This window comes from Streptomyces sp. NPDC087310 (assembly GCF_044744405.1).
Classification (GTDB): Bacteria; Actinomycetota; Actinomycetes; order Streptomycetales; family Streptomycetaceae; genus Streptomyces.
Genome location: NZ_JBIUYF010000010.1, coordinates 55,089 through 80,027 on the forward strand (window position 1 = coordinate 55,089; position 24,939 = coordinate 80,027).

Consider the following 24,939-nt stretch of genomic DNA (forward strand, 5'->3'; position numbering starts at 1 on the left):
TCATGAGACCGCCTTAGGGGATCGACGGAACGTTGAGGAGGGGGACACGGCGGACAGGGTCCTGACGACCTTCTGCCAGGGCGTGAGCGGCAGCGAGCGGCTGGAGCCGCGCGCGTAGTACCGCTCCAGATAGAACTGGCCGATGCTGAAGACCGTGGTCAGGATCAGGTACCAGGCCGCGGCGAGGAACAGCATCTCCGCCGCCGCGCCCGAGGTCTGCCCGATGTCCAGCGCCGCTCTCAGCAAGTCCGGATACTGCACCGCCGAGACCAGTGAGGTGGTCTTCAGCATGTTGATGACCTCGTTGCCCGTCGGCGGCACGATGACCCGCATCGCCTGCGGGATCACGACCCGCCGCAGCGTCTTGCCCTGGCTCATGCCGAGCGCGTGCGACGCCTCGCTCTGGCCCTCGTCGACGGAGAGCAGACCGGCCCGGCAGATCTCCGCCATGTACGCGGCCTCGTTCAGGCCGAGCCCCAGCAGCGCCGTCAGGAACGGCGTCATGAACGACGACCAGTAGTCCTTGTAGATCGGGCCGAGGTTGATGTACTGGAAGACCAGGCCGAGGTTGAACCAGACCAGCAGTTGTACGTAGACCGGCGTCCCGCGGAAGAACCAGATGTAGAACCACGCGACGGAGGACGTCACCGGGTTCTTCGACAGGCGCATCACCGAGAGGATCACGCCCAGCACCACGCCCATCAGCATGGCGAGGACGGTGAGCAGCAGGGTGTGCCAGACACCGGAGATGATCCGGCCGTCGAAGAAGAAGTCGGGGATCGCCGCCCAGTTCACCTTGCCCTGCGAGAAGGCGTAGACGAGCGTCGCGAGCAGGGCGACGGCGACCGTGCCGGCCACGTACCGCCCGTAGTGCCGGACCGGGATGGCCTTGATGGCCGCGGGACCGGCGGTCGGCGGACCCGTGGGGCCGGCGGGGTCCGCCTTGTCGATGTCGATAGTCACAGATGTATGCCTCTCAGCGCCCAGCCTCCCTCACGGTCACGAGCCGCCGTTGAGCGTGGCCTCGGTGACGGCGCCGGAGTCCGCGCCCCACTTCGCGAGGACCTTCGCGTACTCACCGTTCTTGATGATCGCGTTCATGGCCGTCTGGATGGCGCCGGAGAGCTGCTTGTTGTCCTTGGAGACCGCGATGCCGTACGGCGCGGCCTCGACCGGCTCGCCGACCAACTGGAAGTCGTTGCCGCCGCCCGAGGTCTTCACGGCGTACGCGGCGATCGGGGAGTCGGAGGAACCGGCGTCGGCGCCGCCGCCGCGCAGCCGGGTCTGGGCCTGCTGGTCGTTGTCGAACGACTCGATGGTCAGCTTCTTGCCGGCCGGGCACTCCCCCGCCTGCTTCTTGGCGAGGTCCTCGGAGACCGAGCCGCGCTGCACGACGATCTTCTTTCCGCAGAGGTCGGTCCAGGTCTTGATCCCCTGGTCCTTGCCCTTCGGCGTGTAGATCGAGACGCCCGCGGTGAAGTAGTCGACGAAGTCGACGCCCTCGCCGACCTTCTTGCCGTCCTCGACACCTTCCTGCCGGTCCTTGGTGTCGGTCATCGCGGACATGGCGATGTCGTACCGCTTGGCGCGCAGGCCGGTGACCAGGGTGTCGAAGGTGGCGTTCTCGAATTCGAACGTCACGCCGAGCTGCTTGCCGAGCGCGGCGGCGATGTCCGGGTCGATACCGGCGATCGCGCCGTTCTTGTCCTTGAATTCCACCGGCGCGTACGCGATGTCGGAGCCGACCTTGACGACCCCCTTGCTCTGGATCTCCTTCGGCAGCTTGTCGAAGAGGGGGGCCTTGGCGGCGGACGAGGAGGCCCCGCCCGAGTCGGCGCCGCTCTTCGTCTGGTCACCGCAGGCGGTGAGCAGCAGGGTGCCCGCGACCGCGATCGCGCCAACCGCGGCCATCCGGGACTTCGCGGTGGTCGTACGACAGGTGGTGCTTGCGGTCATGATCAGGGTCCTCCGGCGGATGAGGGAGCTGCCAATGGCCGAGCACGCGTCTTCGAGTGTCGCGACCTAGTGTGATGAGTGGCATCTTGCCATTCGGACGGTCCCCCCAAGAGCGCCGGGCATGTCAAAATCGGGTAACGGGAGATCCCCGCGACATCGACGAGGCAGCCCATCACAGCCGGACCTTCTGTCGAGACACCTTCTTGCGGCCGTAGAATCTCCGGTCCGTATCCCTTACCGGGCGTGATTCATCTGCTTTCCGGAAGTGTCGGCATTATGCGGCATTGCCTGGCATAAGCGGCTATGAGTCATCTCACCGTGGGGGACCGCGCGCGGACACCGCCGCGGCGCGCGTGTGCGACGCGCCCGCTCCGTACAAACGCACGTCGGTGCAGGTACGGATGCGGTGCCCACCCACTCCTCCTCATCCGGGGAGTGGACACCCTCAACCGATGAAGACACAAGGGGTCACCTACATGGCAGCGGAGATCGTCAATCATCGCGACGGCAGCGTGGACGGGGCGGAAGGTTCCTCCGAGGAGCCCTTCGATCCGGCCTTCGCGCTGCACCGCGGCGGCAAGATGGCCATCCAGGCCACCGTGCCGGTGCGGGACCGGGACGACCTGTCCCTCGCGTACACACCCGGTGTGGCGAAGGTCTGCAGCGCGATCGCCGAGCGGCCCGAGCTGGTGCACGACTACACCTGGAAGTCGCAGGTCGTCGCCGTCGTCACGGACGGTACGGCGGTGCTCGGGCTCGGCGACATCGGACCGGAGGCATCCCTCCCCGTGATGGAGGGCAAGGCGATCCTGTTCAAGCAGTTCGGCGGGGTGGACGCGGTGCCGCTGGCGCTCGCCACCACCGACACGGACGAGATCGTCGAGACCGTCGTCCGGCTCGCGCCCTCCTTCGGCGGGGTCAACCTGGAGGACATCTCGGCGCCGCGCTGCTTCGAGATCGAGCGCCGGCTCCAGGAACGGCTGGACATCCCCGTCTTCCACGACGACCAGCACGGCACCGCCGTCGTCACCCTCGCCGCCCTGCGGAACGCGGCGAAACTGACCGGGCGCACCCTCGGCGAGCTGCGCGCCGTCATCTCCGGCGCGGGCGCGGCGGGCGTCGCCATCGCCAAGTTCCTGCTGGAGGCGGGCGTCGGCGACGTCGCCGTGGCCGACCGCAAGGGCATCGTCAGCGCCGACCGCGACGACCTGACGGACGTCAAGCGCGAGCTGGCGGCCCTGACCAACCGCGCGGGCCTCTCCGGCTCGCTGGAGGCCGCGCTCGCCGGTGCCGACGTCTTCATCGGCGTCTCCGGCGGTACGGTCCCCGAGCCGGCGATCGCCTCGATGGCGCCCGGCGCGTTCGTCTTCGCGATGGCCAACCCGAACCCCGAGGTGCACCCGGACATCGCGCACCGGTACGCGGCGGTCGTGGCGACGGGCCGCAGCGACTACCCGAACCAGATCAACAACGTGCTCGCCTTCCCCGGGATCTTCGCGGGCGCGCTCCAGGTGCGGGCCTCCCGGATCACCGAGGCCATGAAGATCGCGGCGGCGGACGCGCTGGCGGACGTCGTCGGCGACGAGCTGGCCGCCGACTACGTCATCCCCTCGCCGTTCGACGAGCGGGTGGCCCCTGCGGTGACGGCGGCGGTGGCCGCGGCGGCCCGTGCGGAGGGCGTCGCGCGCCGCTGACGCCCGCCTTCGTATACGCGCCTTCGTATACGCGTCCTCGTATACGCGTCCGGTGATTCCCGGAGAGGCATGAGCGCCGGACGGGCCGACCACGGTCGGACCGTCCGGCGCTCGCGTGCGCGCGAAAGTTCGGCAGGCGGCCTTTACCGGTTCATGTGCGGCTGCTGGGATGCCTGGCGTTGACCACGGCATCAGGAGGCGCTTGTGAACCTGCTTGTGAACGGGGACGCCGAGAGCGGGCCGGGAGGGAACGCCGAACCGGTGGCATCGGTCGACGGCTGGTCCGTGCGCCAGGGGACGCCCGCCCTCGTCGCGTACGCCTACGGGAACGGCTACCCGGCCCCCGGCGACCCCGGCCCCGCCCGCCGCGGCAGCCGGTTCTTCTCCGGCGGGAACAGCCCGCGCACCGCGCTCGTCCAGGACGTACCGCTGCCCGCGCGGGGCGCCACCGGCCGCGCCGCCGTGGACGCGGGGCGGGTGCGGTACGCGGTGTCCGCCTGGCTCGGCGGGTACGCGGCGCAGGAGGACGGCGCCAGGCTCTCCGTGGAGTTCCGCGACGGCCGGGGCACCCCGGTCGCGCTCTCCGTGCTCGGCCCGGTCACCGCCGCCGAACGCGGCGGCCGTACGGCGCTCGTGGAGCGGACCGCCGGGGCCGCCGTACCGCCCGGCGCGCGGTCGGCGCGGGTGCTGCTGGTGTTCACCAGGGCGGGTTCCGGAACCTCCAACGACGGTTACGCCGACGCCATCTCCCTGACCCTCCACGCCGAAGGGGTGCGGCCGTGAACGCCACCACGGGACTGAACCGGCGCGACCTGCTCAAGGCCGCCGGAGCCGCCGGAGCGCTCGGCACCGTCTGGCCGCTGAGCGCCGGACTCTCGCCCGCGCAGGCCCGCGAGGCCGCCGCCGCGCTCGGCTCGACGTACGACACCGCGCCGTTCACCCTCGGCGTCGCCTCCGGCGACCCGCGGCCGACGAGCGTCGTGCTGTGGACCCGGCTCGCCCCCGAGCCCTTCGCCGAGCCCGGCGAGCAGCCGCTGCCCGAGGTCGCCGAGGTGCGGTGGGTCGTGGCCGAGGACCGCGCGCTGCGCCGGGTCGTCGCCCGGGGCACGGTCCCGGCGTCCGCGACGCTCGCGCACAGCGTGCACGTACCGGTGACCGGGCTGCGCCCCGGCCGTACGTACTGGTACGCGTTCAGCGCGCTGGGCCGGACCAGCCGCACCGGCAGGACCAGGACCGCGCCCGCCGGACGCGTCGGCTCCGTACGCTTCGCCACCGCCAACTGCCAGAACTACCCGCAGGGTTACTACGCGGCGCTGCGCGGGATCGCCCGTGAGCGGCTGGACTTCGTCCTCCACCTCGGCGACTACATCTACGAGTACGGGCCCGAGGGCGGCGACGTCGTACGTGACAACAACGGCCCGATGATCCAGACGCTCGCCGACTACCGCAAGCGCCACGCGCTCTACAAGGGCGACCCCTCGCTGCGCGCCGCCCACGCCGCCCACCCCTGGTTCCTGACCTGGGATGACCACGAGGTGGCCAACGACTACAGCGGTACGGGCGGCGGCGCGCCGTTCCTCCAGCGCCGGGCCGCCGCTTACCAGGCGTGGTACGAGCACCTGCCGCACCGCGACGCGGGTGACGGCGACGGCGCCTCGACCGCGCTGCCCGACCCGGAGATCCACCGGGTGCGCCGCTGGGGCGATCTGCTGGAGCTGGCGGTGCTGGACCTGCGCCAGTACCGCTCCGCGCAGAACCTCGCCGACGGCACGATCCTCGGCGCGGAGCAGAAGGCGTGGCTCAAGCGGACCGTCGACCGGGCCCCGGACTCCTGGCACGTCTGGGGCAACTCGATCATGCTCAGCCAACTGCGCGGCTCGCCCGGCGGCCGGTACATGTTCACCGACCAGTGGGACGGCTTCCTCGCCGAGCGGAAGGAGGTCCTGGAGCATGTCCGTACGAGCGGTCTGGAGGACCTGGTCGTCCTCACCGGGGACTGGCACTCGGCCTTCGTGGACGACATCCGGCCGGACTACGACAACCCCGAATCACCCGTCATCGGCACGGAGTTCACGGCGCACTCGGTGACCTCCAGCGCGTACGACGCGGGGTGGAACGCGGCCAACGGCCCGCTCATGGGCCGCGCCAACCCGCACCTCCAGTACTTCGAGGGGAACCGGTACGGGTACGACGTGTACGAGGTGACACCGGAGCGCTTCTCCACCCACATGCGGGTGATCGAGGACCGCCGGGACCCGGTGTCGCCCGTCTCCACCCTGACCACCTTCCATGTCGACCGGGGCACGGTGGGCGCGTACGAGGACCCGGCGACGAGGAACTCGCCCGCGCAGTACCGCAGGGACTGAGACCCTCCGGAGCCGGGTGGACGGGGGCGGGCCGGGGCGCGTGTCGTACGTGTCACCGGCCCGTACGGTCCCGTCCGGCGCCCCGCCGCCCTATCGTCGGGGCCATGTTTGCCGCCTACGCAGCCCACACGGACTTCGCCCACCCCCTCGACGGCCTGGAGCTGGGCGAGCGCCCGGCCCCCGAGTCACGCCCCGGCTGGACCACCGTCACGGTGAAGGCCGCCTCCCTCAACCACCACGACCTGTGGTCGCTGCGGGGGGTGGGCCTCTCCCAGGACAAGCTGCCGATGATCCTCGGCTGTGACGCCGCCGGACTCGACGAGGACGGCAACGAGGTCGTCGTCCACTCCGTCATCGGCGGGGGCGACCACGGCACCGAGCCGCGCTCGATCCTCACCGAGCACTACCAGGGCACGTTCGCCGAGCGCGTCACCGTACCGGTCTCCAACGTCCTGCCCAAGCCCGCCGAGCTGTCCTTCGAGGAGGCCGCCTGTCTGCCGACGGCCTGGCTGACCGCGTACCGCATGCTCTTCACCAACGCCGGTGTGCGGCCCGGGGATTCGGTCCTGGTCCAGGGCGCGGGCGGCGGGGTCGCCACGGCGGCGATCGTCCTGGGCGGCGCGGCGGGGCTCCGGGTGTACGCGACGAGCCGTGACGCGGCGAAGCGGGCGCGTGCGGTGGAGCTGGGCGCGGTGGCGGCGTACGAGCCGGGCGCGCGGCTGCCGCACCGCGTGGACGCCGTCATCGAGACGGTCGGCGCGGCCACCTGGTCGCACTCCGTCAAGTGCCTGCGGCGCGGCGGCACCCTGGTGATCTCGGGCGCGACCAGCGGCGACCGCCCCGACCACGCCGAGCTGACCCGGATCTTCTTCCTGGAGCTGAGGGTCGTGGGTTCGACGATGGGGTCGCGGGACGAGCTGGAGGACCTGCTCTCGTTCTGCGCGCTCACGGGGGTGCGGCCGGTGATCGACGAGGTGCTGCCGCTGGACCGGGCGCGCGAGGGCTTCGAGCGGATGGCGGCGGGCGGCCTGTTCGGGAAGGTGGTCCTGACGGTCTGAAGTCTCCGTCCGTACTCTCCACGCCTTCCGCGCCCTCCGCGCCCTCCACGCCCTCCATGTCAACCAGGGTTGACGCATGGGTCGTGTCAACGTAGGTTGACAGGTATGACCGAAGCGACGGATCTCGCCGAGCGGGCGGGCGACCGCGACCCCCGGGTCGGGCTGAGGGCGGTCGCCGCGCTGCGGCGGCTGCTGGAACGGCTCGAATCCGTACAGGTGCGCAGCGCCCGGAATCAGGGCTGGTCGTGGCAGGAGATCGCGGACGAGCTGGGCGTCACCCGGCAGGCCGCGCACAAGAAGCACGGGAGGCAGTGATGTTCGAACGGTTCACCGAGGGCGCGCGCGATGTCGTCACGGACGCGGTCGGCCACGCCGGCCGCACCGGCGCGGCCACCGTCACCGAGGAGCACCTCCTGCTGGCGCTCTTCGAACGGCAGGGCACCCGGGCGTCCTTCGCCTTCGCCGTGCTGGGCCTGGCCGGCCGCCGCGCGTCGGTGGAGGACGCCCTGCGGGACGCCCGGCGCAGGGCCGGCCTGTCGAAGGCGGAGACGGAGGCGCTCGCGGGGCTCGGGATCGACGTGGACGAGATCGTCGCCCGCGTCGAGGAGACCCACGGCGAGGGCGCGCTGCGCGTCGCCGTGAAGCCCGGGCGGACCTGGTGGCCGAAGCACCGCCCGTTCGCCCCCGGCGCCAAGGCGGCCCTGGAGCGCTCGCTGCGCATCGCCCAGGGCCGTGGCGACCGTGTCATCGGCGACGAGCATCTCCTGCTGGCGCTGACGGCGCGCCCGGGGGTGGTGTCGGAGGTCCTGGCGGACCACGGGGCGACCTACGCGGCGCTGGAGCGGGCGATGTTCGGTGAGGGGGAGGGGGAGGGGGAGGGGAGCGGGGGCCCGGCGGAGGCGGGGTGAGGTGACGCCCGCTCCATGCGCGTGACGGCGACGCCGGTCCCCGCCGGGACCGTCACTCCCCGGGGGTGCGCAGCAGCGCGCCGATGTGGGCCGCCGCCGTCGACAAGTGGCGGCGGGCCTCGTCGAGTTGGGGGGACGTGACGCCGTGGTCCCGGGCCGCGTCGCGGATCTCGTCGCGGAAGCGGTCCAGCAGCCGGTCCAGGTCCCGGGCCGGGTCGCCGGACTCCGGGGTGTCCTTCGCCCACTCCGGGGCGTCCGGCGCCTCGGCCGCGTCCGGCTTCGTGGTGTACGGGGGCCACGCGGACCCGGTCAGGCCGCCGAGCTGGCCGGCCAGCTCGGACAGGCCCTCCCGCAGGCCCGTCGGCCAGTCGCCCCGTACGAAGTGGTGCTGCACCTGGTCCTGGACCTGCTTGGCGATGCGCTGCATCTCCTGACGCGCGTTCTCCTGGGCCTCCTTGGCCTGGCGGCGGGCCTGCTGGGCGTCCTCGCGGGCCCGGCGGGACTCGTCCTTCGCGCGGCGGGCCTGCTCCTTCCACTCCTGCTTCGCGCGCTTCAGCTCCTCCTTCGCCGCGCTCCAGGACTCCGTGTCCCCCAGGGGAGCGGAACCGGCGGAGCCGGTGGATCCGGCGGAATCGGCGGAATCGGCGGAGGCGCGGGTGTGGGAGGCCGCCGCGCGCATCTCGTTACGGAGCCGGCCCGCCGCTCCCCGTACGTCCTCACGGATCTCCGCGGCCAGTTCGGAGACCGACTCGCGGATCTCCAGCTCCAGATCGGCCAGTTCGCCGCCGCGCCCGGCCAGCTCGGCGCGGCCCGCCTCGGTGATCGAGTACACCTTGCGGCCGCCCTCGGTGGCGTGCGTGACCAGGCCCTCGGCCTCCAGTTTGGCCAGCCGGGGGTAGACCGTGCCGGCGGAGGGCGCGTACAGGCCCTGGAAGCGCTCCTCCAGCAGCCGGATCACCTCGTACCCGTGGCGCGGCGCCTCGTCCAGCAGCTTGAGCAGGTAGAGGCGGAGTCGGCCGTGGGCGAAGACCGGGGGCATGTCAGAACTCCTTCGTCAGGGAGGGCGCCGCGCCGGCCGGGGCGGGGCCGTGCGGTCCGTCGTGGGGGGCGTCCTCCGACGGGGGTTTTCCGAGCAGCGTGATCGCGCCCGAGACCGTGTTCGCCCTGACCGTCCCCGCGCCCGCACCGAGGGTGCCGGTGATCTTGTGGGCGCCCCACCGGCCGCTGACCCGCAGATCGTCGAACGCGTTGGTCACCGAACCGCTGGCCGTGTTCGCCTCGACCTGCGCGTCCGTGGGGTGCGGCAGCCGGATGGCGACCTCGCCGGAGACGGTGTTGAGGCTGATGTCCGTGGGCTCGCCCGCCGGGTCGGGAGCGAGGTCGATGACCATGTCGCCGCTGACCGAGTCCGCCCGTACCCGCGACCCGGAGCCCTCGACGACCGTCAGGCTGCCCGACACGGAGTGGTAGTGCAGGCTGCCGGTGACCGCCTGGGCCTCCAGGTCGCCGGAGACCGTCTCGGCGTGCACCTCGCCCGACAGCCCGACGAGCGTGGTGTCCCCGCTGACCCCGCGGACCGCCGTACGTCCCCGGATCCCGGTGATCACGGTCTCGGCGCCGACGGCGCCCACCGCCACCGCGGTCCCGGTGGGGACGGCGAGCGTGACGACCGCGCTGCGCCGCCTGCCCTTGGGGTCGAGCCAGTCCAGGAGGCTCTTCCAGGTCAGGTCCTCGTAGGCGACCGTCAGGGTCGAGCCGTCCAGGGTCACGATCAGCGGCGGGCCCTCGACGCCCGAGATCTCCAGCGTGGTGCCGCCCCGCCGGCGGGGCAGGGCCTCGTCCGTGCCGACCACGTTCACCCTGCCGTTGACGAGGCGCACGTCCAGCGTGGTCACCCGGTCGTCGAAGGTGAGCTGCTCGGACTCGGCGACTCGCCATGTCGACTCCGCCATGGTGCTGACCTCCCGAGGCACGGCTTGACGCAACATATCGCGTCTCTTGAGGAACACGATATATCGCGGTTACGGGAAGTCAAGGCCGGACGGCGGTACGGGCCCGTCCGGACGCCCGTACCGGGACAAAGTGCCCTAGCGTAAGGGCCATGAACGCGACATCCACAGGTGCGCTGCTGCTCTGCCGGGCCGAACCGGCGGCGGTACGGCCCGCCGCCCATCTGCTCCGCGAGAAGCTGCTGCTGGCCCCGGCCGGCCGGGGCTGGAGCCTGCTGGTCCCGGAGGGAAAGCCGTGGCTGGACGGTACGGAGCCGGTCGACCGCGTGGTCGCCGGGTGGGCCACCGCGCTCGCCGTAGGCACCAACTGGCCGGTGCTCGCGCTGTGGTGGGACCCGGACCGGGCGGGGTACGTCCTGGCCGCAGGCTTCCGCCGTACGGTCGGCTACACCTGGCTGGCGGACGGCACCGCGGCCGGTGAGGACGAGGCGATGCGGACCTTCGCGGCCCGGCTCGGCCTCGACCCCGTACTGGACCTCCAGGCGCTGGAGCCGCTCACCCTCGGTGACCCGGACGCCGACTCCCGGGCCCGGCTGCTCGCGCTCGCCGCGTTCCTCACCCGCACCGGCCTCACCCTCCCGGCGGGACTCACCCCGGGCGAACCGGCCGACCGGCTCCGCGAGGTGGCCCGTATCCAGCCGGGCGCCGAACAGATCGAGTGGGCGGGCTGGCGCGACGCGGTACGGGCCGAGCTGGACGAGGTCGAGGAGGGGCCGCTCGGCCCCTGGCTGCACGGGCCGCGGGCCCGGCTGCTCGGCGCCGCGCAGCTCGCGGCGGGCGCCCCGCTGGCGGTGTGGGCGGTACGCCGCCGCAGCGCGGGCTGGGCCTTCGCGGGCGCGCTGCTGATCGCGCAGGGCGTGCTGGGACTGGCGTACGACCGGCTCCGTACCGGCGAGGAGTGATCCGGACGCCCGCTAGTCGGCCACCCGTCCTCTACTCGTCCTCGTCCTCGTCGTCCAGCCGGGCCAGCCAGGTCGCCAGCCGCTCGACCGGCACCTCGAAGTCGGGGTTGAGGTCGACGAACGTGCGCAACTGCTCGGCCAGCCACTCGAAAGTGACCTCCTCCTCGCCGCGCCGCTTCTCCAGTTCCTCGATCCCGCGGTCCGTGAAGTACATGGCCATCAGCCTAATGCCTGGTCGTCCTGGCCGGTCCTGGCCGGTCATCGGCGGCGAAGGGGGCGCAGAACCGTTCGGGTGGGAACCGCCGTCCTCATCCGTGTGCCTCGCATCGGCGGCGTACTGCCGCTAATCTGCGGGGAATTGGGGGAAATGGGGTTGCCATGGGTGACGGAGAGGCCAGTGTCGCGCGCATCGAGATGCCGGACGGCACACCCGTATGGGCCCGGATCTCCGGTGCCGAGGAGCTGAGCCGCCCTTCCGGGGGGCTGACGTACTCGGACACCGGATTCGCCGACCAGGTACAGGCCCGGGTCGAGAGTCTGCAAGGCGTCGTGACCAGCGTCGCGCGTTCGCTCGTCGGGCCGCTGCGCGCGGTCAGGCCCGACGAGGTCAGCATCGAGTTCGGGATCGAGCTCACCGCGAAATCGGGGAAGGTCGTCGGGCTGCTCGCCGACGGCGAGGCCAAGGGAGGGATCAAGGTCACGCTCACCTGGACCGGCGGTGGACCGCCCGCCGACCTGTCCGCACCACCGCTGGTGCCGCCACAGGCCCAGCGGCCCCCCGTACCACCGCCGCCGATGCCGCCGGCGGCCCCGCCCGCCGCGCCGCCGCACGCGCCGCCACCCGGGGGCGCGTCCCCCGGCGCACCGGCGCACCCCGACGGATCCACGCCTCCGGCCGGGAGCGGCACATGATCGACGGGCTCGGGCGGGTCGAGCCGGGCGGGCCGGCCGAGGACGCGGCCACCCGCAGTGCGCTGCGCGACCTCGTCATGGCGGCGACCGTGCGCATCCATGGCCCGGAGCGCGGGTATGTCCCTGAGGGGTCGGGCGGAAGCTTCCTGGGGAGCGGCTTCTTCATCGCCCCGAGCTGGGTTCTCACATGCGCGCACGTGGCGTTGCGGGGGGAGGGGCGGGACGTGACAGTGATCTTCGAAACCGGTCCCCGCAGCGGCGAGACCTCCGTGGCCGGCACGGTGGTCGCCGCGCTGCCCGAGCCGGCCCCCGGACACCCCGGCGAGCCCGGGCCGGCGGGACCGCGCGGTGGCGGCTGGCCCGCCCCCGATCTCGCGCTCGTCCGGCTCCGCCGCCCCGTCGAGCACGCCTGTGTGTACGTCACGGAGCGCCCCGCCGCGTTCTTCGGCGGCGGCGCGGTGCTCTACTCCGGCTGGACGGAGGTGGGCGGCCGGATCAAGCGGCTCAGCGGGCAGTTGGCGGTCCAGGGGACGGTCGGCGGCTGGTCGGACCCGGAGGACGAGCAGGTACGGCTCGGCGGGGACGTACTCCCGCCCGGCGTCTCCGGCGGGCCCGCGGTCGACCTGGCGCGCGGCGAGGTGGTCGGTGTACTGAAGTCCCAGCTCGTCGGCGGCATGGGCGGGACGTCCATCGGCGTCGAGCGGCTGCGCTCGCTGCCCGTGCCCGCCGCGATGGCCGAGGCCGAGGCCGACGACGACTACCAGGCGGTCTTCCACGCCCACGACCGCTACCACGCGGACCGGCAGTTGACCCGCGCGGACACCGGCTGGACGTGGGCGGAGGTACAGACCTCGCTGGGCGCGGGCGCCGACCGCGCGCTCAGCCCGCAGCAGCGGATCCTGCTGCTCGGCAAGCTCGCCGAGCTGCCGCCGCCGGTCTCCACGCACAGCCTGCTCGATCTGCTGGTCCGGCTGCCGGGCGTGCACCGCGTGGAGCGCTATCCGGCGCCGCGGAGCTGGCGGGACGGGCTGGGCGTGCTGTACGAGACGCGCGGCGGCGGCGCCGCGCTCGAACTCGTCCTGCGCTACTGCATGAGCGCCATCGCCGCCGAGCGCCCGTATGTCACGGGGGCGACCGCGGCGGCCGAGGAGGCGCTCTGGGACTGGGTGAAGTTCATCGCCGACGACCGGCTCTCCCGCGACTTCCGCAACGAGATCGCGCTGCTGTGGTCCGCGGCCCGGCACCGTACGGACCGCGCCCAGCGGCGCGCGGCCCCGGCGTACGGGGAGCGGCCCCGTGCGGGCGAGCGCTCCTTCGTCCTGCTGGAGCTGGAGCCGCGCGGCTGGGAGCGCGACAGCTACGACTGGCGCGTCGGGGTCGCCCGGCACAGCGGGGAGGTGCTGCCGGTCGCCGAGGACAGCCGCGGCACGCCCGGCAACGCGCTGCCCGCCCGGCTGACCGGATCGCTGGCGGAGGCGTTCCGCCGGTGCGACGAGCCGGACAGCCCGGCCGTCCTCCAGGTCGCCGTCGTACGGCAGCAGCTCGGACTGGAGGTCGAGGGGTGGCGGCTGGCGCCGGACGAGCCGCCGCTCGGCGCGCTGCGCCCGGTGGTGGTGCGCTGCTCGGACCGGGAGCCGCCGCTCTCCGAGGAGGAGGCCAGGGAGTACCGGTCGCGCTGGAGCCGTACGGCGGACGCCGCGATACGGGCCGAGGTCATCGACTGCGAGGACGGATTACGGGTACCCGTACCCCAGGAGGAGCGGCTGCGCTCCCTGGCCTACGAGACGGTGCCCGTGCTCTGCCGTTACGCGGCCCGGCCGGACGGCGAGACCGCGGCCGGTCTGGGCAGGGTCGTGCGCGGCGGCTTCCATGTCGCGCTGCTGCGGCGGGGCGAGAGCCGGCCCGAGGCGGTCTGCGCGGAGTTCCACCGGCGGGCCGCGCACACCGTGGCCGAGGCGGACGGCGCGGAACAGCTTCCGCGGATGCTGATGGAGCTGCGGCAGGGCGTGCACGCGGGCCGTGCGGAGATGTTCTGGTCGGACGGCGTGGCGCTGTTCTACGACGATCCGCACCATCCGCTGCCCGGGTCCGGCCAGTTGCTGGAGGCGCCATGACCGACGTGGCACACCGCCCGGGGCCCGGCTCCTGGAAGACCCTTACGGGGTACGGCCCGGATCGCTACGGTGAAGCACCTTCGGCGGCTGCCGCCCCCGGCGGACGAGTGAGGACGAGGACATCACCATGAGTGAACCCAGCGAGTGGCTCATCTACCGAGGGGCCGGCGAACCGCACGACGGCATCGCCCAACTGCCCCCGCCGCCGCCCTGGCGGGACTTCGCGGGCGGTTCCGGTGGCGACGGCGGTTCCGGTGGTGACGGCAGCGGCGGCGGCGACGGCTCCGCCGACCGGCGGCTCGGCGGGTACCGGCACGAGGCGGAGCTGCACCGCCCCGGCGCCGAGGAGCTGGAGATGATCAACGCGGCGCTCTATCTGCGCCGTCCGCTCCTCGTCACCGGCAGCCCCGGCGCGGGCAAGTCCACCCTGGCCCACTCCGTCGCCCACGAACTGGGGCTCGGCCGGGTGCTGCGCTGGCCCATCGTCAGCCGGTCCACGCTGCTGGACGGGCTGTACCACTACGACGCGATCGCCCGCCTCCAGGACGTCCAGCTCGCCGCGCACAGCGCCGCCGCCGGGAGCGGGGTGACACCGGGTCAGGACCCGTCGGCGGACATCGGCAGCTACATCAGGCTCGGCCCGCTCGGCACGGCGCTGCTCCCCTCCGAGCAGCCGCGCGTCCTGCTCATCGACGAGCTGGACAAGAGCGACATCGACCTGCCCAACGACCTCCTCAACGTGCTGGAGGAGGGCGAGTTCGGCATCCCGGAGCTGGAGCGGATCGCCGACCGGCTGCCCGACGGGGAGGCCGAGGTCCTCACCGACGACGGCAGAAAGGTACGGATCAAGGGCGGCCGGGTGCAGTGCCGCGCCTTTCCCTTCGTCGTCCTGACCAGCAACGGGGAGCGCGACTTCCCGGCGCCCCTGATGCGCCGCTGCATCCATCTGGAGCTGGGCCGGCCCGACCACCAGCGTCTCGCCACCTTCGTACGGGCCCACCTCGGTGACGAGGCGGCGCGCGCGGGCGACGACCTCATCGCGCACTTCCTGGAGCGCTCACGCAGCGAACTGATCGCCACCGACCAGCTCCTGAACGCGATCTACCTCACCGACACGGCCGCGCCCGCGGGCCGTGACCGCCTCGCCGACCTGCTCATCCAGCGACTCGACCGGCCGAGGTGATGCGCTGATGCCCGACGTCACCGTGCGGCACGGCCCGGCGAACGAGCCGGGACCGGGAGACGGGTACGACCCTGCCGCGCAGGCGGGGGAGCCCGGCGCCCGGGAGGCGTCCCCGTACGACGGTGCCCGGCTCACCTCACTCACCTCGCTCACCGCGCTGGTCGCGCGGCTGCGCGGCGCCGGTCTCGACCCCGACGCCGAGCAGCTCTGCGACGCCCTCTGGCTCGCCCAGCAGACCCGCCGCGACCGCGCCGAGCCGCCCGGCGCCGACCCCGGCGAGGGCTCCCGCGCCGGGGTGCCGGGACAGGAGCCGGGCGCGGACCTCCCCGCCCGGCCAGGACCCGAAGGCGCGGAGGGAACGGCCCAGGCCGGCGACGACGCGCCCGAACGCCCGCCCGGCCTCCCGCCGGAGGACCCCCGCATCGCCCTCTACCCCGTACCGCGTCACGACGGGGCGCGTCACGACGTACCGCGCCACGGAGGAGCGCGCTCCTCCGGGCCGTGGTCGTCAGGCGCCGCCGCCGCGCTCACCCTGGGCGTACCGGCCGCCCCCGCGCTCCCCGCGCCCCTCGAACTCCAGCGCGCCCTCCGTCCGCTTCAGCGGTACCGGCCCGCCGCGCCTCCGCTGCGCCGTACCCTTGACGAGGTGGCGACCGTAGAGCTGAGTGCCCGCGCCGGCGGGCTGATCATTCCGGTGTTCCGTGGGGTCTCGCGCGGGGACGCGATTCTGCAGCTCGTGATGGACGCCTCGTCGTCGATGCGTGTCTGGGAACGGCTCTTCGCCGAACTCCAGCAGATCTTCGGCCAGTTGGGCGCCTTCCGCGATGTACAGACCCGCTATCTGCACCAGGGGCCCGACGGCGCGCCCGCCGTCAGCAGAAGCCCCGACCCGGCCGCAGCGCCGCTCAGCTCCGCCGACCGGCTCAGCGACCCGACCGGGCGCCGCGTCACCGTCGTCGTCAGCGACTGCGCCGGCCCCCTCTGGCACAACGGGCGCGCCCACCGGCTGCTGCACCAGCTCGGCCGCCAGGCGCCCACCGCCGTCCTCCAGCCGCTGCCCCAGCGCATGTGGAACCGCACCAGGCTGCCCGTCACCTACGGGGTCCTCTCCCGGGGCGAGGGACCGGCCGGCGCCGCCGTGCTGAAGGTCGGCGGCGACGCGGCCACGGCGCCCGCCGCCCGGCCCGGCGCCCTCGCCGTCCCCGTACTGCCGCCCGTCGCGGGCGCCCTCGGCGCCTGGGCGCGGCTGCTCTCCGGCACCGGAGCCGGCCGGATCTCCGGCGCGGTCGGCTGGGTGCGCGCCGACCAGCCGCCGGCGCCGGCGCCGCGCCCCGGCGACCGGATGTCCTCGCTCCAGCTCGTCAGCCGCTTCCGCTCGGCCGCCTCCCCGGTCGCCGGACAGCTCGCCGTCTATCTCGCGGCGGCCCCGCTCTGCCTGCCGGTGATGCAGCTCGTCCAGCGCACGATGCTGCCCGACTCGGGCCCCTCCGAACTCGCGGAGGTGCTGCTCAGCGGGCTCCTCTCGCGCAGCAAGGGCGACGGCGCGGACGACGGGCCCTGGTACGAGTTCGCCCCCGGCGTCCAGGAGGCGCTGCTCGGCCCGCTGGGCCGGGACGAGGCCGTCCTCGTACTGAAGCACTGCTCCGAGTACATAGAGCAGCGCTTCGGCCGCGGCGGCCCCAACTTCCCCGCGCTGGCCCTCGCGCAGCTCGGCAACGAACGCCACGGCCCGCGCCACCCGGGCGGCGACCCGGACGAGGACCCCGAGTTCGGCGGGGAGTTCGGCGGCGCCTTCGGCGAGGGCGGCGGTGAGCCGCGCGTCCCGCACCCGTTCGCGGAGGTCGCCGCCCGCGTGCTGGAGCAGTTCATGCCGCTGCCCGAGCAGTTCGCGGCGTACGGCCTCAACGGCGCCGGTCCTGACGCCGCTGCGCAGCCGGTCAACGCGGCCGTCGAGAGCGCCCGCGAACTGACCGCGCAGTTCGAGTCGGACAGCATGGTCCAGTACCTGATCGACGCCGTACAGCTCCTGCGCGGCGCCACCGAACGCGAGGTGCCCGGCGGCTCCGACCCCGAGCTGTGGGGCGAGTTCGCCCGCTGTCTGCTGCGGCTCTGGGAGGTCCAGGGCGGTGGCGAACTGCTCGGCGAGGCGGAGCGCGCCGCCGAACGGGCCGCAGCGCACCCCCGGGCGGTGCGCGAACGGGCCGTCCTGGCCAAGGTGTTGCACGCCGCCGCCGACGACCGGCGGCGGCGCGGCGACCGGCCCGGCGCCCTGGAGCTGCTGCGCCGCGCCGACCGCGAGTACACCGTCGCCTGCGCGGCGCCCGGACTCGAACCGGGCGAGGCGCTGCGGCTCACGCTGGACCGGGTGCGCGCCCTGGAGGCGCAGTGGCGGCTCGGCGGTGACAGCGCGCTGCTCCAGGGGGCGATCGGCATGCTGGAGGCGTTCGCGGACGTCTGGCCCGACCAGGAGAACCGGCCGACGGGGCTCCCGCTGGCCCACGGCAGGACCCTGCTGCGGCTCTCCGGCGCGACCGCCGACCCCGAACAGGCCCAGGTGTACGCGGCCCAGGCGGCCCGCTCGCTGCGCAAGGCGCTCACGCCGGGCGGCCACACCGTCGGCACCCAGGCCCGGATCCTGCTCGACCTGGTGGACGCGCTGCTCCGCTCCGGCGAGGGACTGGAGGAGGCCGCGACCCTGGTCGACCAGTCGCTGGCGACCGTACGGGACGAGCGGCTGCTCGCCTCGCTGAGGATCCGCGCGGGACGGGTCAGGGTGGCGCGCTACGAACGTTCCGCGGAGCCGAAGGACGCCGACGAACTCGATGACGCCGCGGACTTCTTCGCCCGCGCCGCCCGCTCCACCGCACGGGACTCCCGGGCCCACGCGGACCTGCTCGCCGAGTGGGGCGCCACCCTGCTGCGGCGCGCGGGGCTGCCGGACGGGGCGCCGTACACCGGCGCGGCGGTACGGGTGCTGCGCGACTGCCGTACGGAGACGGCGACCGGCACCGCGCGCCAGGCGGAGCGGCTGCTGATGCTGGGCCAGGCGCTGATGCTGCGCCACCGGATCAACGACGACCGGGTGGATCTGCGCGAGGCGGAACACCTCTTCGGGCTCGCAGCGCAGGAGGCCCGCGACCCGCTGACGGCCGCGCGCTGCTGGCTGGAGCTGGGCCGTTCCCACTTCGACGCCTACCGCACGCTGCACCGCCCGGCCCGGCTGGACGACGCGGCCGAGGCGTTCCGGGACGCGGCGGACGCGGCCAGGACCGCCGAGGAGGAGATGGAGAATCCGCGACTGCGGCTGGAAGCCGTCGCGTTGCGTGCTGCGGCCGGCCACTGGCGGGGTAAGACCTATGAGGAGGCGGGTCGGCCCCGGGCAGCGCGTGAGGCGTACCGGTCGGCCCGCACGGAGTGGCGCAAGCTGCCGGACGGCGGCGGCGAGACGGCCCGTTCGACCGCGGACCGGCTGGCCGAGCTGGAACGCTGAGCGGTGCGCGCCCTATGACCTGACGGGGAGGCGTGATGATCGACGGGGCGCACAGCGGCGAGTTCGCGGACGGGGGGTACGCGGACGCGGGGTATGAAGGCGCGGGGTACGAGGGCGCGGGGTATGAAGGCGGCGGGTACGCGGGCGAGGCGCACGGCGCCGGATCCGACGCGGCGCCGGACGGGGCGGGCGCCGCGGGCATGGCCGGTACGGCGGGTACGGCGGGTACGGCGGCCGGTGAACTGCCGGATCTGCTGGGCCTCGACCTGGCGGCCCTGCGCACCCTCGACCACCCGGTGCTCAGCGAGGTGATGGCGGATCTGCGGGGCAGGGCCGAGCAGCCGCGTGAAATGCTCTGGGGGTTCAACAACGCGTTCTGAGACGGGCGTTCTGAGCATGGGGGGTGCGGAGTGTCTCGACGGGTGATGCCGCGCGGCGCCGAGCCCGCGCGGGGCGCACGCTCCGCAGAGGGCTCCGGGCCCGTGCCCTTCGCGCAGTTCATCGTGAAGGTCCACGGCCGCTGCAACCTCGCCTGCCGCTACTGCTACCTCTACGCGGGGCCCGACCGCACCTGGCGCACCCGCCCCGCCGCCGCGTCCCCCGGGACCCTGGACCGCGCCGCTGACCGGATCGCGGAACACGCCCGCGCCCACGCGCTGCCCGAGGTGGCCCTCGTGCTGCACGGCGGGGAGCCGCTGCTCGTGGGCGCCGCCCGGCTCGGGGCCTTCGCCGGCGCCGTACGCGACCGGGCCGGCCCCTCCCGTACGGTCCACGCCACCGTCCAGACCAACGGCACCCTGCTCACCGAGCGCGCGATCACCACCCTCGCCCGGCACTCCGTACGGATCGGCGTCAGCCTCGACGGGGGGCTGCCCGCGCACAACGCCCTGCGCACCGACCACGCGGGGCGCCCCTCCTTCGCCGCCGCGGCGCGCGGCGCCCGGCTGCTCGCCGCGCACCGCCCGGAGGCGTACGCGGGCGTCCTGACCGTCGTCGACCCGCGCACCGACCCCGTCGAGCTGTACGAATCGCTGCTGGAGCTGGGCCCGCCCGCGCTCGATCTGCTGCTGCCGCACGGCAACTGGAGCGCCCCGCCGCCCGGACTGCCCGCCGCCGGACCCGGGGGCGGTGACCCGGCGCCCGGGGATCCCGGCCGCCCCACCCCGTACGGCGACTGGCTGACCGCCGTCTTCGACCGCTGGTGGCGGGCCGGCCGGCGGGAGACCCGGGTGCGGCTCTTCGAGGAGTGCCTGGCGCTGCTGCTGGGGCTGCCGGGCGCCACCGAATCGCTGGGACTCGACCCGGTCAACGCCGTCGTCGTGGAGACGGACGGGGCGATCGAACAGGTCGACTCCCTCAAGTCCGCCTACGACACGGCCGCCGCCACCGGGCTCGACATACGGAACCACTCCTTCGACGACGCCCTGCGTCACCCCGGCATCGTCGCCCGGCAGGCGGGCGCCGCCGCCCTGGCCGCCGCGTGCCGGGCCTGCCCGCTGCTCACGGTCTGCGGCGGTGGCCACTACGCCCACCGCTACCGCGCGGGACACGGCTTCACCCAGCGCTCCGTCTACTGCGCCGACCTGGACAAGCTGATCCGCCATGTCGCCGCCCGGCTCAGCGAGGCCGCCGCGTCGGCCGTTCCCGTGTCCTCCCCGGTGTCCGCGCCCGCTTCCGCGCCCGGGGTGCTCCGGTGAGCGCCGCCGTCCCCGATGGGGCCCTGCGCGAACTCGGCCGCACCGAAGGCGGCGCCGAGGCGCTGGGGCTGCTCGTCCGCGACCAGCACACCCGCCGTCTCGTCCTGCTGCGGGCCCTGCTCGACGCGGCGGCCGACGCCCCCGCCTCGCTCTGCCCGCCCGCCGCGCTGGCCCGGCTGCGTGACGACTGGGCGCTGCTGGAGGCCGCCGAGCGGACCGACCGTACGGCGGTGCGCACCGTGCTGCTCTACCCGCTGGCCGGCCCCTGGGCGCAGCGCTGTCTGCACGGCCTGATCGCGGCGGGACCGGCGCCCACCCCCGAACTCGCCGCCGATCTGGCCCACTTCAGCGCCCTGGCCGCCGCCGCGGCGATCCGCGCCCATCTGCCCTTCCGTAGCAGGCTCACCGCCCACGGCGGTCTGCTCGTGCTGCCCACACTGGGCGCCCTGAGCACCGGCCGTGACGAACCCGTACCGGTGGAAGTGACCCTAAAAAACAGCGAGTTGACGCTCCGGCAGGAGGGCGCCGCGCCCGTCACCGTACGGACGGACGCCCACGGCGCCCACGGCGCCCACGGCGGGACCGGGAGCGGGGACCCGCGCTGGCTGCCCGTCCTCGCGCTGCCTCCCGTACGGCCCGGTGCCGCGCCCGTACCGCTGGACGACATCGACCCGTACCGCACCGCGGACACCGGAGTGGCACGCTCCGGGCTGTCCGCCGTCACCCGGCTCGACGCGCGCCACCGTACGGCGTGGGCGCGGTCCTGGGCCGAGGTGGAACCCCTGCTGCGGATCGGCGGCGCGCACCGCGCCGAGGAGACCGCCACCCTGCTGCGCTGCCTCGTGCCGCTCGCGCCGCCGCCCGGCTCCGCCCCCGCCGGTGACGGCTCCGCGCAGTGCAGCGGCACCCGGCGCGAGGCGTTCGGCGCGGTCCTCACCAGCCGCCCCGCCACCCCCGCCTTCTTCGCCTCGACCCTGGTGCACGAACTCCAGCACACCAAGCTCGCCGCGCTCGCCGCCCTCACCCCGCTGCACCACGAGGACGGCGCGCCCCGGCACTTCGCACCCTGGCGCTCCGACCCCCGCCCCTTCGACGGGCTGCTCCAGGGCGCGTACTCGCACATCGCGCTCGCCGACTACTGGCAGCGCCTCGCCCTCGGCGCCGACCGGCTCGCCGTCCGTGACCAGGCGTGGGCCGAACACGCGCGCACCAGCGAACAGGTCGGCGCGGTCCTGCCCGTACTGGCCGGTTCGGGGGCGCTCACCCGGGAGGGCCGCGTCCTCGTCAACGAGATGATCTCGATGTACCACCGGCTGGCCGACAGCCCGCCCCCACCGGGACACCGCGCGCGGGCCGCCTCCTACGTCCGTACGGCACGGATGATCTGGCGCCAAAGGAACGCAACGTGAAGCGGCGCGCGCCAGGATGGATCCGAGCCGGTCCGGGGTATGTTAAAAGGGCGTATGACGATGCAGGGAGACGGTCGAATGCCCGGAGCGCGTAGGTCAGTTGGAGCAACCGGGCCCCGGTCTGTCACGATCAGTTTCGCCGGGTACAACCGCCCCTGGGCGGCCTGGATCGGAGACCGCCTCGAACGGCGCGGACTGGCCGTCTCCTACCAGCGGTGGGACCCGCCGGACGAGATGACCCTGACGGAGTGCCTGCGGGACCTGCTGCTCGCCCCGGGACCGGTGCTCGTGGTCGTCAGCGAGTGGTACTTCCAGCTCGGCCCGCGCGGCCACGACGAGTGGAACGGCGCGCTGCGCGAGGTCGTCGCCGCCGAGCGCGAGCGGTTCGTCGGTGTCTCCGTCACCAACGACGCGGAGTCGCTGCCCAGCGCCTCCACCGTCTTCGCCGCCGTCGGCCTGAACACCGTCGGCGAACGCGAGGCCGAGCGGCGGCTGCTGACCCGGCTCGGCCTGCCCACCGACACTCCGCGCGACCGCGACACCGACCCCGAAGGCTCCCGGCGCGGCCCCCGCTACCCCGGCGAGTCGCCCGACATCTGGGACGGGGTGCCCCGCCGCAACACCCGCTTCACCGGCCGCGAGGCCCTGCTCAACGCCGCCCACCACGCGCTCCAGGAGGCCGCCAGCGGCGCCGGGGTCGTCACGCTGAACGGCATGTCGGGCGTCGGCAAGACCCAGCTCGCCGCCGAGTACGCGCACCGCTTCGGCGCGGAGTACGACGTGGTGTGGTGGGTCTCCGCCGACAAGCGCGTCACCTGCCGCCAGCGGCTCGCCGAACTCGCCCCGGCGCTCGGCCTGTCCACCGGTGTGGAGTACGGCGAGCGGCTGCGCGCGGCCCGGGACGCGCTGCGCCGCGGCGACCCGTACAGCCGCTGGCTGCTCATCCTGGACGGCGCCGACGAACCCGACCAGATCTGGGACCTCGTCCCCACCGGCCCCGGCCATGTGCTCATCACGGCACGCAACCCGGAGTGGGGCGAGCACAACAGCACCCTGCTGGAAGTCCCCGTCTACGACCGTACGGAGTCGGTGGCGTTCGTCCGCCGCCGCGCCCCGCGCCTCACCTACGACGAGGCGGTCCGGCTCGCCGAGGCGCTGGAGGACCTGCCGCTGCTGCTCGACCAGACGGCCGGCTGGCTCAACGACTCCGACATGTCCGTCGAGGAGTACATCGACCTCCTCAGGGACGGTGTCGACCAGGACGTCGTGAGGGTCTCCAGCGACTTCCCGCTCGCCTTCCAGACCGGCTGGTCGATACTCCTCAACAAACTCCGCGAGACCGTCCCCGAATCGGTCGACCTGCTCCGCCTCTGCACCTTCTTCGCGCCCGGCGCCATCCCCGTACGACTGGTGCGCGACCTGCCCCCCGACACCCTCCCCGAGAAGCTGCGCGGGCTGGTCGACGACCCGGTGCGGTGGGCGCGCGCCATCAACAAGCTGCGGCAGTACGCGGTCGTCCGCGCCGCCGGGGTCGGCGAGCGCGAGGTCCACGACTCGGTGAGCGACGCCGGCCTCGCGGGCGCGGCGGGCGACTCCCTCTACATGCACCGCATGGTCCACCAGATCGTCCACCAGGACATGCCCTCGCAGGACCACGAGGAGTTCATCGAGGTGGTCCGCCGCGCGCTCATCGAGGCGGACCCCGGGCGGCCCACCGACACCCGTCTGTGGCCCCGGTACGCGGAGATCACCCCGCACCTGAAGTGGGCCGACGTACTCAAGAGCACCGACCCCGCGATGCACACCCTCGTCCTCAACTGCCTGCGCTACATGTACCTTTCGGGCGAGTACCGGGCGGGCATCAACCTCGGCAGGCGCGCCCTGGAGTCCTGGCAGCGGCTCCTCGGCGAGACCCACCCGAGGATCTGGGACCTCAGCTACCACTACTCCAACCTGATGCGCTCCGTCGGCGACTACGCCGGTACGGAGGCCATCGAGCGCGCCGCGGTGGAACACCTCCGCGAGGAGCGCGGCGAACAGGACCTGGAGCATCTGCGGGCGGCCGGCGGACTCGCCGCCGACCTGCGCGGCCTCGGCCGGTACGAGGAGGCGTACGAGATCTCCCGCGGCCTCCTCACCTCCTTCCGCGAACTCCTCGGCGAACAGGACTCCCGCACCCTCAACGCCCAGAACAACCTGGCCGTCTCGCTCCGGCTGCTCGGCCGGTACGAGGAGTCCCTGGAGCTCAACCGGCGCACCCTGGACGCCCGCAGGCTGCTGCTCCGTCCCCGCCACAACTGGACCCTCTCCTCGGAGATCAACTACGCGACGGACCTGCGGCTCCTCGGCCGCTACGGCGAGGCCGAATCGCTCCAGGCGCAGAGCGCCCGCATCCAGCGGACCGTCCTCGGCCGGGACAACCCGCAGACGCTGCGCGCCGACTTCAACCTCGCCCTGTGCCTGTACCGCTCGGGCGAACGGGGCCGGGCCGGGGCGCTGTTCACCCAGGTCCTGGAGAGCTGCGAACGCGTCCTCGGCGAGACCAACCCGCTGACCATGATGGCCGCGGCGGGCCAGAGCTGCTTCGCCCGCGAACACGGCGACATCGACCGCGCCAGGGACATAAGCGAAGGGGTCGTCGACGGCTATGTGACGATGCTGGGCGAGGGCCACCCGTACGTCTCGGGCACCCGCTCCAACCACGCGCTGATCCTGCGCAACGTCGGCGAACGCGACCAGGCGCTCGACGTCACCGAGAACGCGCTCGCGGACATGGGCCGGGCCGTCGGCGAGGCCCACCCCTGGACCCTGGGGTGCGCCATCAACGCCTCCGCGCTGCGCAACATCACCGGCGACGCGCAGGGCGCGGCGCAGCTCAGCAGCGACACCATCGCCCGCGCCACCGAAACCCTCGGCCGCACCCACCCGTTGACCCTCTCGGCCCGGATCGCGCACGCCGCCGATCTGCGCGGGCTGCGGGACACCCAGCGCGCCGAGAAGGCCGAACAGGAGGCGCTGGACGACCTGGTGACCACCCTGGGCGCCCAGCATGTCCACACGGTCGCGGCCCGCTCCCGTAACCGCCCCTACTGGGACTTCGAGCCGTCGCTGACCTGAGCCCACGCCCCGCCTGCACCCGTCCCCGGGTACGGCCCCGCGATTGAGCCGGGCCGTACCGGGGAAAGTGCGGAGACACTGTCAGACACCGCCGGCGGACGGACGCATGAGCGCGCCGTCCTGG

20 protein-coding genes are annotated in these 24,939 nt (G+C 73.7%); 15 read left to right on the plus strand and 5 right to left on the minus strand.

Annotated features, from left to right (window positions below; all coding sequences use genetic code 11):
* Together ACIO3P_RS33345 and ACIO3P_RS33350 are read right to left on the minus strand one after the other, a co-directional pair.
* Positions 1-963, minus strand: a complete 963-nt coding sequence (locus ACIO3P_RS33345) for an amino acid ABC transporter permease (RefSeq protein WP_329829352.1) — start codon at positions 961-963, stop codon at positions 1-3.
* Between the two features lie 36 nt (positions 964-999).
* Positions 1,000-1,956 (minus strand): ABC transporter substrate-binding protein, encoded by a 957-nt coding sequence (locus ACIO3P_RS33350; RefSeq protein WP_329829353.1) that lies wholly within the window; start codon positions 1,954-1,956, stop codon positions 1,000-1,002.
* Positions 1,957-2,432: 476 nt separating this feature from the next.
* Here ACIO3P_RS33350 and ACIO3P_RS33355 point away from each other — a divergent pair, with 476 nt between their 5' ends.
* The 6 genes from ACIO3P_RS33355 (at position 2,433) to ACIO3P_RS33380 (ending at position 7,982) form a co-directional block, all read left to right on the plus strand.
* Positions 2,433-3,650: an NADP-dependent malic enzyme gene (locus ACIO3P_RS33355; RefSeq protein WP_401851750.1), complete on the plus strand. Its 1,218-nt coding sequence runs from the start codon at positions 2,433-2,435 to the stop codon at positions 3,648-3,650.
* Positions 3,651-3,854: 204 nt separating this feature from the next.
* A complete protein-coding gene (locus ACIO3P_RS33360; RefSeq protein ID WP_329829354.1) occupies positions 3,855-4,433 on the plus strand; it encodes a phosphoesterase in 579 nt (192 codons plus the stop codon).
* Positions 4,430-6,016, plus strand: coding sequence for an alkaline phosphatase D family protein (locus tag ACIO3P_RS33365; protein WP_329829355.1), 1,587 nt, complete (start codon positions 4,430-4,432; stop codon positions 6,014-6,016). The genes ACIO3P_RS33360 and ACIO3P_RS33365 overlap by 4 nt, the downstream gene beginning before the upstream one ends.
* A 104-nt stretch (positions 6,017-6,120) precedes the next feature.
* Positions 6,121-7,074: a zinc-binding dehydrogenase gene (locus ACIO3P_RS33370; protein ID WP_329829356.1), complete on the plus strand. Its 954-nt coding sequence runs from the start codon at positions 6,121-6,123 to the stop codon at positions 7,072-7,074.
* Between the two features lie 105 nt (positions 7,075-7,179).
* Complete coding sequence (locus tag ACIO3P_RS33375; RefSeq protein ID WP_329829357.1) at positions 7,180-7,389, plus strand: helix-turn-helix domain-containing protein; 210 nt, start codon at positions 7,180-7,182, stop codon at positions 7,387-7,389.
* Positions 7,389-7,982 (plus strand): Clp protease N-terminal domain-containing protein, encoded by a 594-nt coding sequence (locus tag ACIO3P_RS33380; RefSeq protein WP_401851224.1) that lies wholly within the window; start codon positions 7,389-7,391, stop codon positions 7,980-7,982. Before ACIO3P_RS33375 ends, ACIO3P_RS33380 begins: the two co-directional genes overlap by 1 nt.
* A gap of 52 nt (positions 7,983-8,034) precedes the next feature.
* Here ACIO3P_RS33380 and ACIO3P_RS33385 read toward each other — a convergent pair whose 3' ends face one another.
* Together ACIO3P_RS33385 and ACIO3P_RS33390 are read right to left on the minus strand one after the other, a co-directional pair.
* Positions 8,035-9,021: a helix-turn-helix transcriptional regulator gene (locus ACIO3P_RS33385; RefSeq protein ID WP_401851222.1), complete on the minus strand. Its 987-nt coding sequence runs from the start codon at positions 9,019-9,021 to the stop codon at positions 8,035-8,037.
* A 1-nt stretch (position 9,022) separates the two neighbouring features.
* Positions 9,023-9,934: a DUF4097 family beta strand repeat-containing protein gene (locus ACIO3P_RS33390; RefSeq protein WP_329829360.1), complete on the minus strand. Its 912-nt coding sequence runs from the start codon at positions 9,932-9,934 to the stop codon at positions 9,023-9,025.
* A gap of 149 nt (positions 9,935-10,083) precedes the next feature.
* On the opposite strand from ACIO3P_RS33390, the gene ACIO3P_RS33395 reads away from it, so the two are divergent.
* Positions 10,084-10,893, plus strand: a complete 810-nt coding sequence (locus tag ACIO3P_RS33395) for a hypothetical protein (RefSeq protein ID WP_329829361.1) — start codon at positions 10,084-10,086, stop codon at positions 10,891-10,893.
* A gap of 31 nt (positions 10,894-10,924) precedes the next feature.
* Here the strand turns inward: ACIO3P_RS33395 and ACIO3P_RS33400 are convergent, their stop codons facing one another.
* Positions 10,925-11,107, minus strand: a complete 183-nt coding sequence (locus ACIO3P_RS33400; protein ID WP_003961784.1) for a DUF6104 family protein — start codon at positions 11,105-11,107, stop codon at positions 10,925-10,927.
* Positions 11,108-11,271: 164 nt separating this feature from the next.
* Between ACIO3P_RS33400 and ACIO3P_RS33405 the strand changes: the two genes are divergently transcribed.
* The 8 genes from ACIO3P_RS33405 (at position 11,272) to fxsT (ending at position 24,815) form a co-directional block, all read left to right on the plus strand.
* A complete protein-coding gene (locus ACIO3P_RS33405) occupies positions 11,272-11,805 on the plus strand; it encodes a CU044_2847 family protein (RefSeq protein ID WP_329829362.1) in 534 nt (177 codons plus the stop codon).
* Positions 11,802-13,919 carry a trypsin-like peptidase domain-containing protein gene (locus tag ACIO3P_RS33410; RefSeq protein WP_401851219.1) on the plus strand — a complete coding sequence of 706 codons (2,118 nt, stop codon included), beginning with the start codon at positions 11,802-11,804 and terminating at the stop codon, positions 13,917-13,919. Before ACIO3P_RS33405 ends, ACIO3P_RS33410 begins: the two co-directional genes overlap by 4 nt.
* Before the next feature lie 127 nt (positions 13,920-14,046).
* Positions 14,047-15,102, plus strand: a complete 1,056-nt coding sequence (locus tag ACIO3P_RS33415; protein WP_329829364.1) for a MoxR family ATPase — start codon at positions 14,047-14,049, stop codon at positions 15,100-15,102.
* A gap of 7 nt (positions 15,103-15,109) precedes the next feature.
* Positions 15,110-18,592 carry an SAV_2336 N-terminal domain-related protein gene (locus ACIO3P_RS33420; RefSeq protein ID WP_401851216.1) on the plus strand — a complete coding sequence of 1,161 codons (3,483 nt, stop codon included), beginning with the start codon at positions 15,110-15,112 and terminating at the stop codon, positions 18,590-18,592.
* A gap of 35 nt (positions 18,593-18,627) precedes the next feature.
* A complete protein-coding gene (gene fxsA, locus ACIO3P_RS33425; RefSeq protein ID WP_401851213.1) occupies positions 18,628-18,972 on the plus strand; it encodes an FxSxx-COOH cyclophane-containing RiPP peptide in 345 nt (114 codons plus the stop codon).
* Between the two features lie 45 nt (positions 18,973-19,017).
* Positions 19,018-20,289 (plus strand): FxsB family cyclophane-forming radical SAM/SPASM peptide maturase, encoded by a 1,272-nt coding sequence (locus ACIO3P_RS33430; protein ID WP_401851748.1) that lies wholly within the window; start codon positions 19,018-19,020, stop codon positions 20,287-20,289.
* Positions 20,286-21,698, plus strand: a complete 1,413-nt coding sequence (locus ACIO3P_RS33435; protein WP_401851211.1) for an aKG-HExxH-type peptide beta-hydroxylase — start codon at positions 20,286-20,288, stop codon at positions 21,696-21,698. The genes ACIO3P_RS33430 and ACIO3P_RS33435 overlap by 4 nt, the downstream gene beginning before the upstream one ends.
* 78 nt (positions 21,699-21,776) lie before the next feature.
* Positions 21,777-24,815 carry an FxSxx-COOH system tetratricopeptide repeat protein gene (gene fxsT, locus ACIO3P_RS33440; protein ID WP_401791407.1) on the plus strand — a complete coding sequence of 1,013 codons (3,039 nt, stop codon included), beginning with the start codon at positions 21,777-21,779 and terminating at the stop codon, positions 24,813-24,815.
* Positions 24,816-24,939 lie beyond the last annotated feature (124 nt).

Coding starts and splice junctions, on each gene's coding strand:
- fxsA (WP_401851213.1), top strand. CDS start 18,628: ATGATCGACGGGGCGCACAGCGGCGAGTTCGCGGACGGGGGGTACGCG.
- ACIO3P_RS33395 (WP_329829361.1), top strand. CDS start 10,084: ATGAACGCGACATCCACAGGTGCGCTGCTGCTCTGCCGGGCCGAACCG.
- ACIO3P_RS33370 (WP_329829356.1), top strand. CDS start 6,121: ATGTTTGCCGCCTACGCAGCCCACACGGACTTCGCCCACCCCCTCGAC.
- ACIO3P_RS33430 (WP_401851748.1), top strand. CDS start 19,018: ATGCCGCGCGGCGCCGAGCCCGCGCGGGGCGCACGCTCCGCAGAGGGC.
- ACIO3P_RS33420 (WP_401851216.1), top strand. CDS start 15,110: ATGCCCGACGTCACCGTGCGGCACGGCCCGGCGAACGAGCCGGGACCG.
- ACIO3P_RS33415 (WP_329829364.1), top strand. CDS start 14,047: ATGAGTGAACCCAGCGAGTGGCTCATCTACCGAGGGGCCGGCGAACCG.
- ACIO3P_RS33375 (WP_329829357.1), top strand. CDS start 7,180: ATGACCGAAGCGACGGATCTCGCCGAGCGGGCGGGCGACCGCGACCCC.
- ACIO3P_RS33390 (WP_329829360.1), bottom strand. CDS start 9,934: ATGGCGGAGTCGACATGGCGAGTCGCCGAGTCCGAGCAGCTCACCTTC.
- ACIO3P_RS33385 (WP_401851222.1), bottom strand. CDS start 9,021: ATGCCCCCGGTCTTCGCCCACGGCCGACTCCGCCTCTACCTGCTCAAG.
- ACIO3P_RS33355 (WP_401851750.1), top strand. CDS start 2,433: ATGGCAGCGGAGATCGTCAATCATCGCGACGGCAGCGTGGACGGGGCG.
- ACIO3P_RS33380 (WP_401851224.1), top strand. CDS start 7,389: ATGTTCGAACGGTTCACCGAGGGCGCGCGCGATGTCGTCACGGACGCG.
- ACIO3P_RS33410 (WP_401851219.1), top strand. CDS start 11,802: ATGATCGACGGGCTCGGGCGGGTCGAGCCGGGCGGGCCGGCCGAGGAC.
- ACIO3P_RS33350 (WP_329829353.1), bottom strand. CDS start 1,956: ATGACCGCAAGCACCACCTGTCGTACGACCACCGCGAAGTCCCGGATG.
- ACIO3P_RS33405 (WP_329829362.1), top strand. CDS start 11,272: ATGGGTGACGGAGAGGCCAGTGTCGCGCGCATCGAGATGCCGGACGGC.
- fxsT (WP_401791407.1), top strand. CDS start 21,777: ATGCCCGGAGCGCGTAGGTCAGTTGGAGCAACCGGGCCCCGGTCTGTC.
- ACIO3P_RS33400 (WP_003961784.1), bottom strand. CDS start 11,107: ATGTACTTCACGGACCGCGGGATCGAGGAACTGGAGAAGCGGCGCGGC.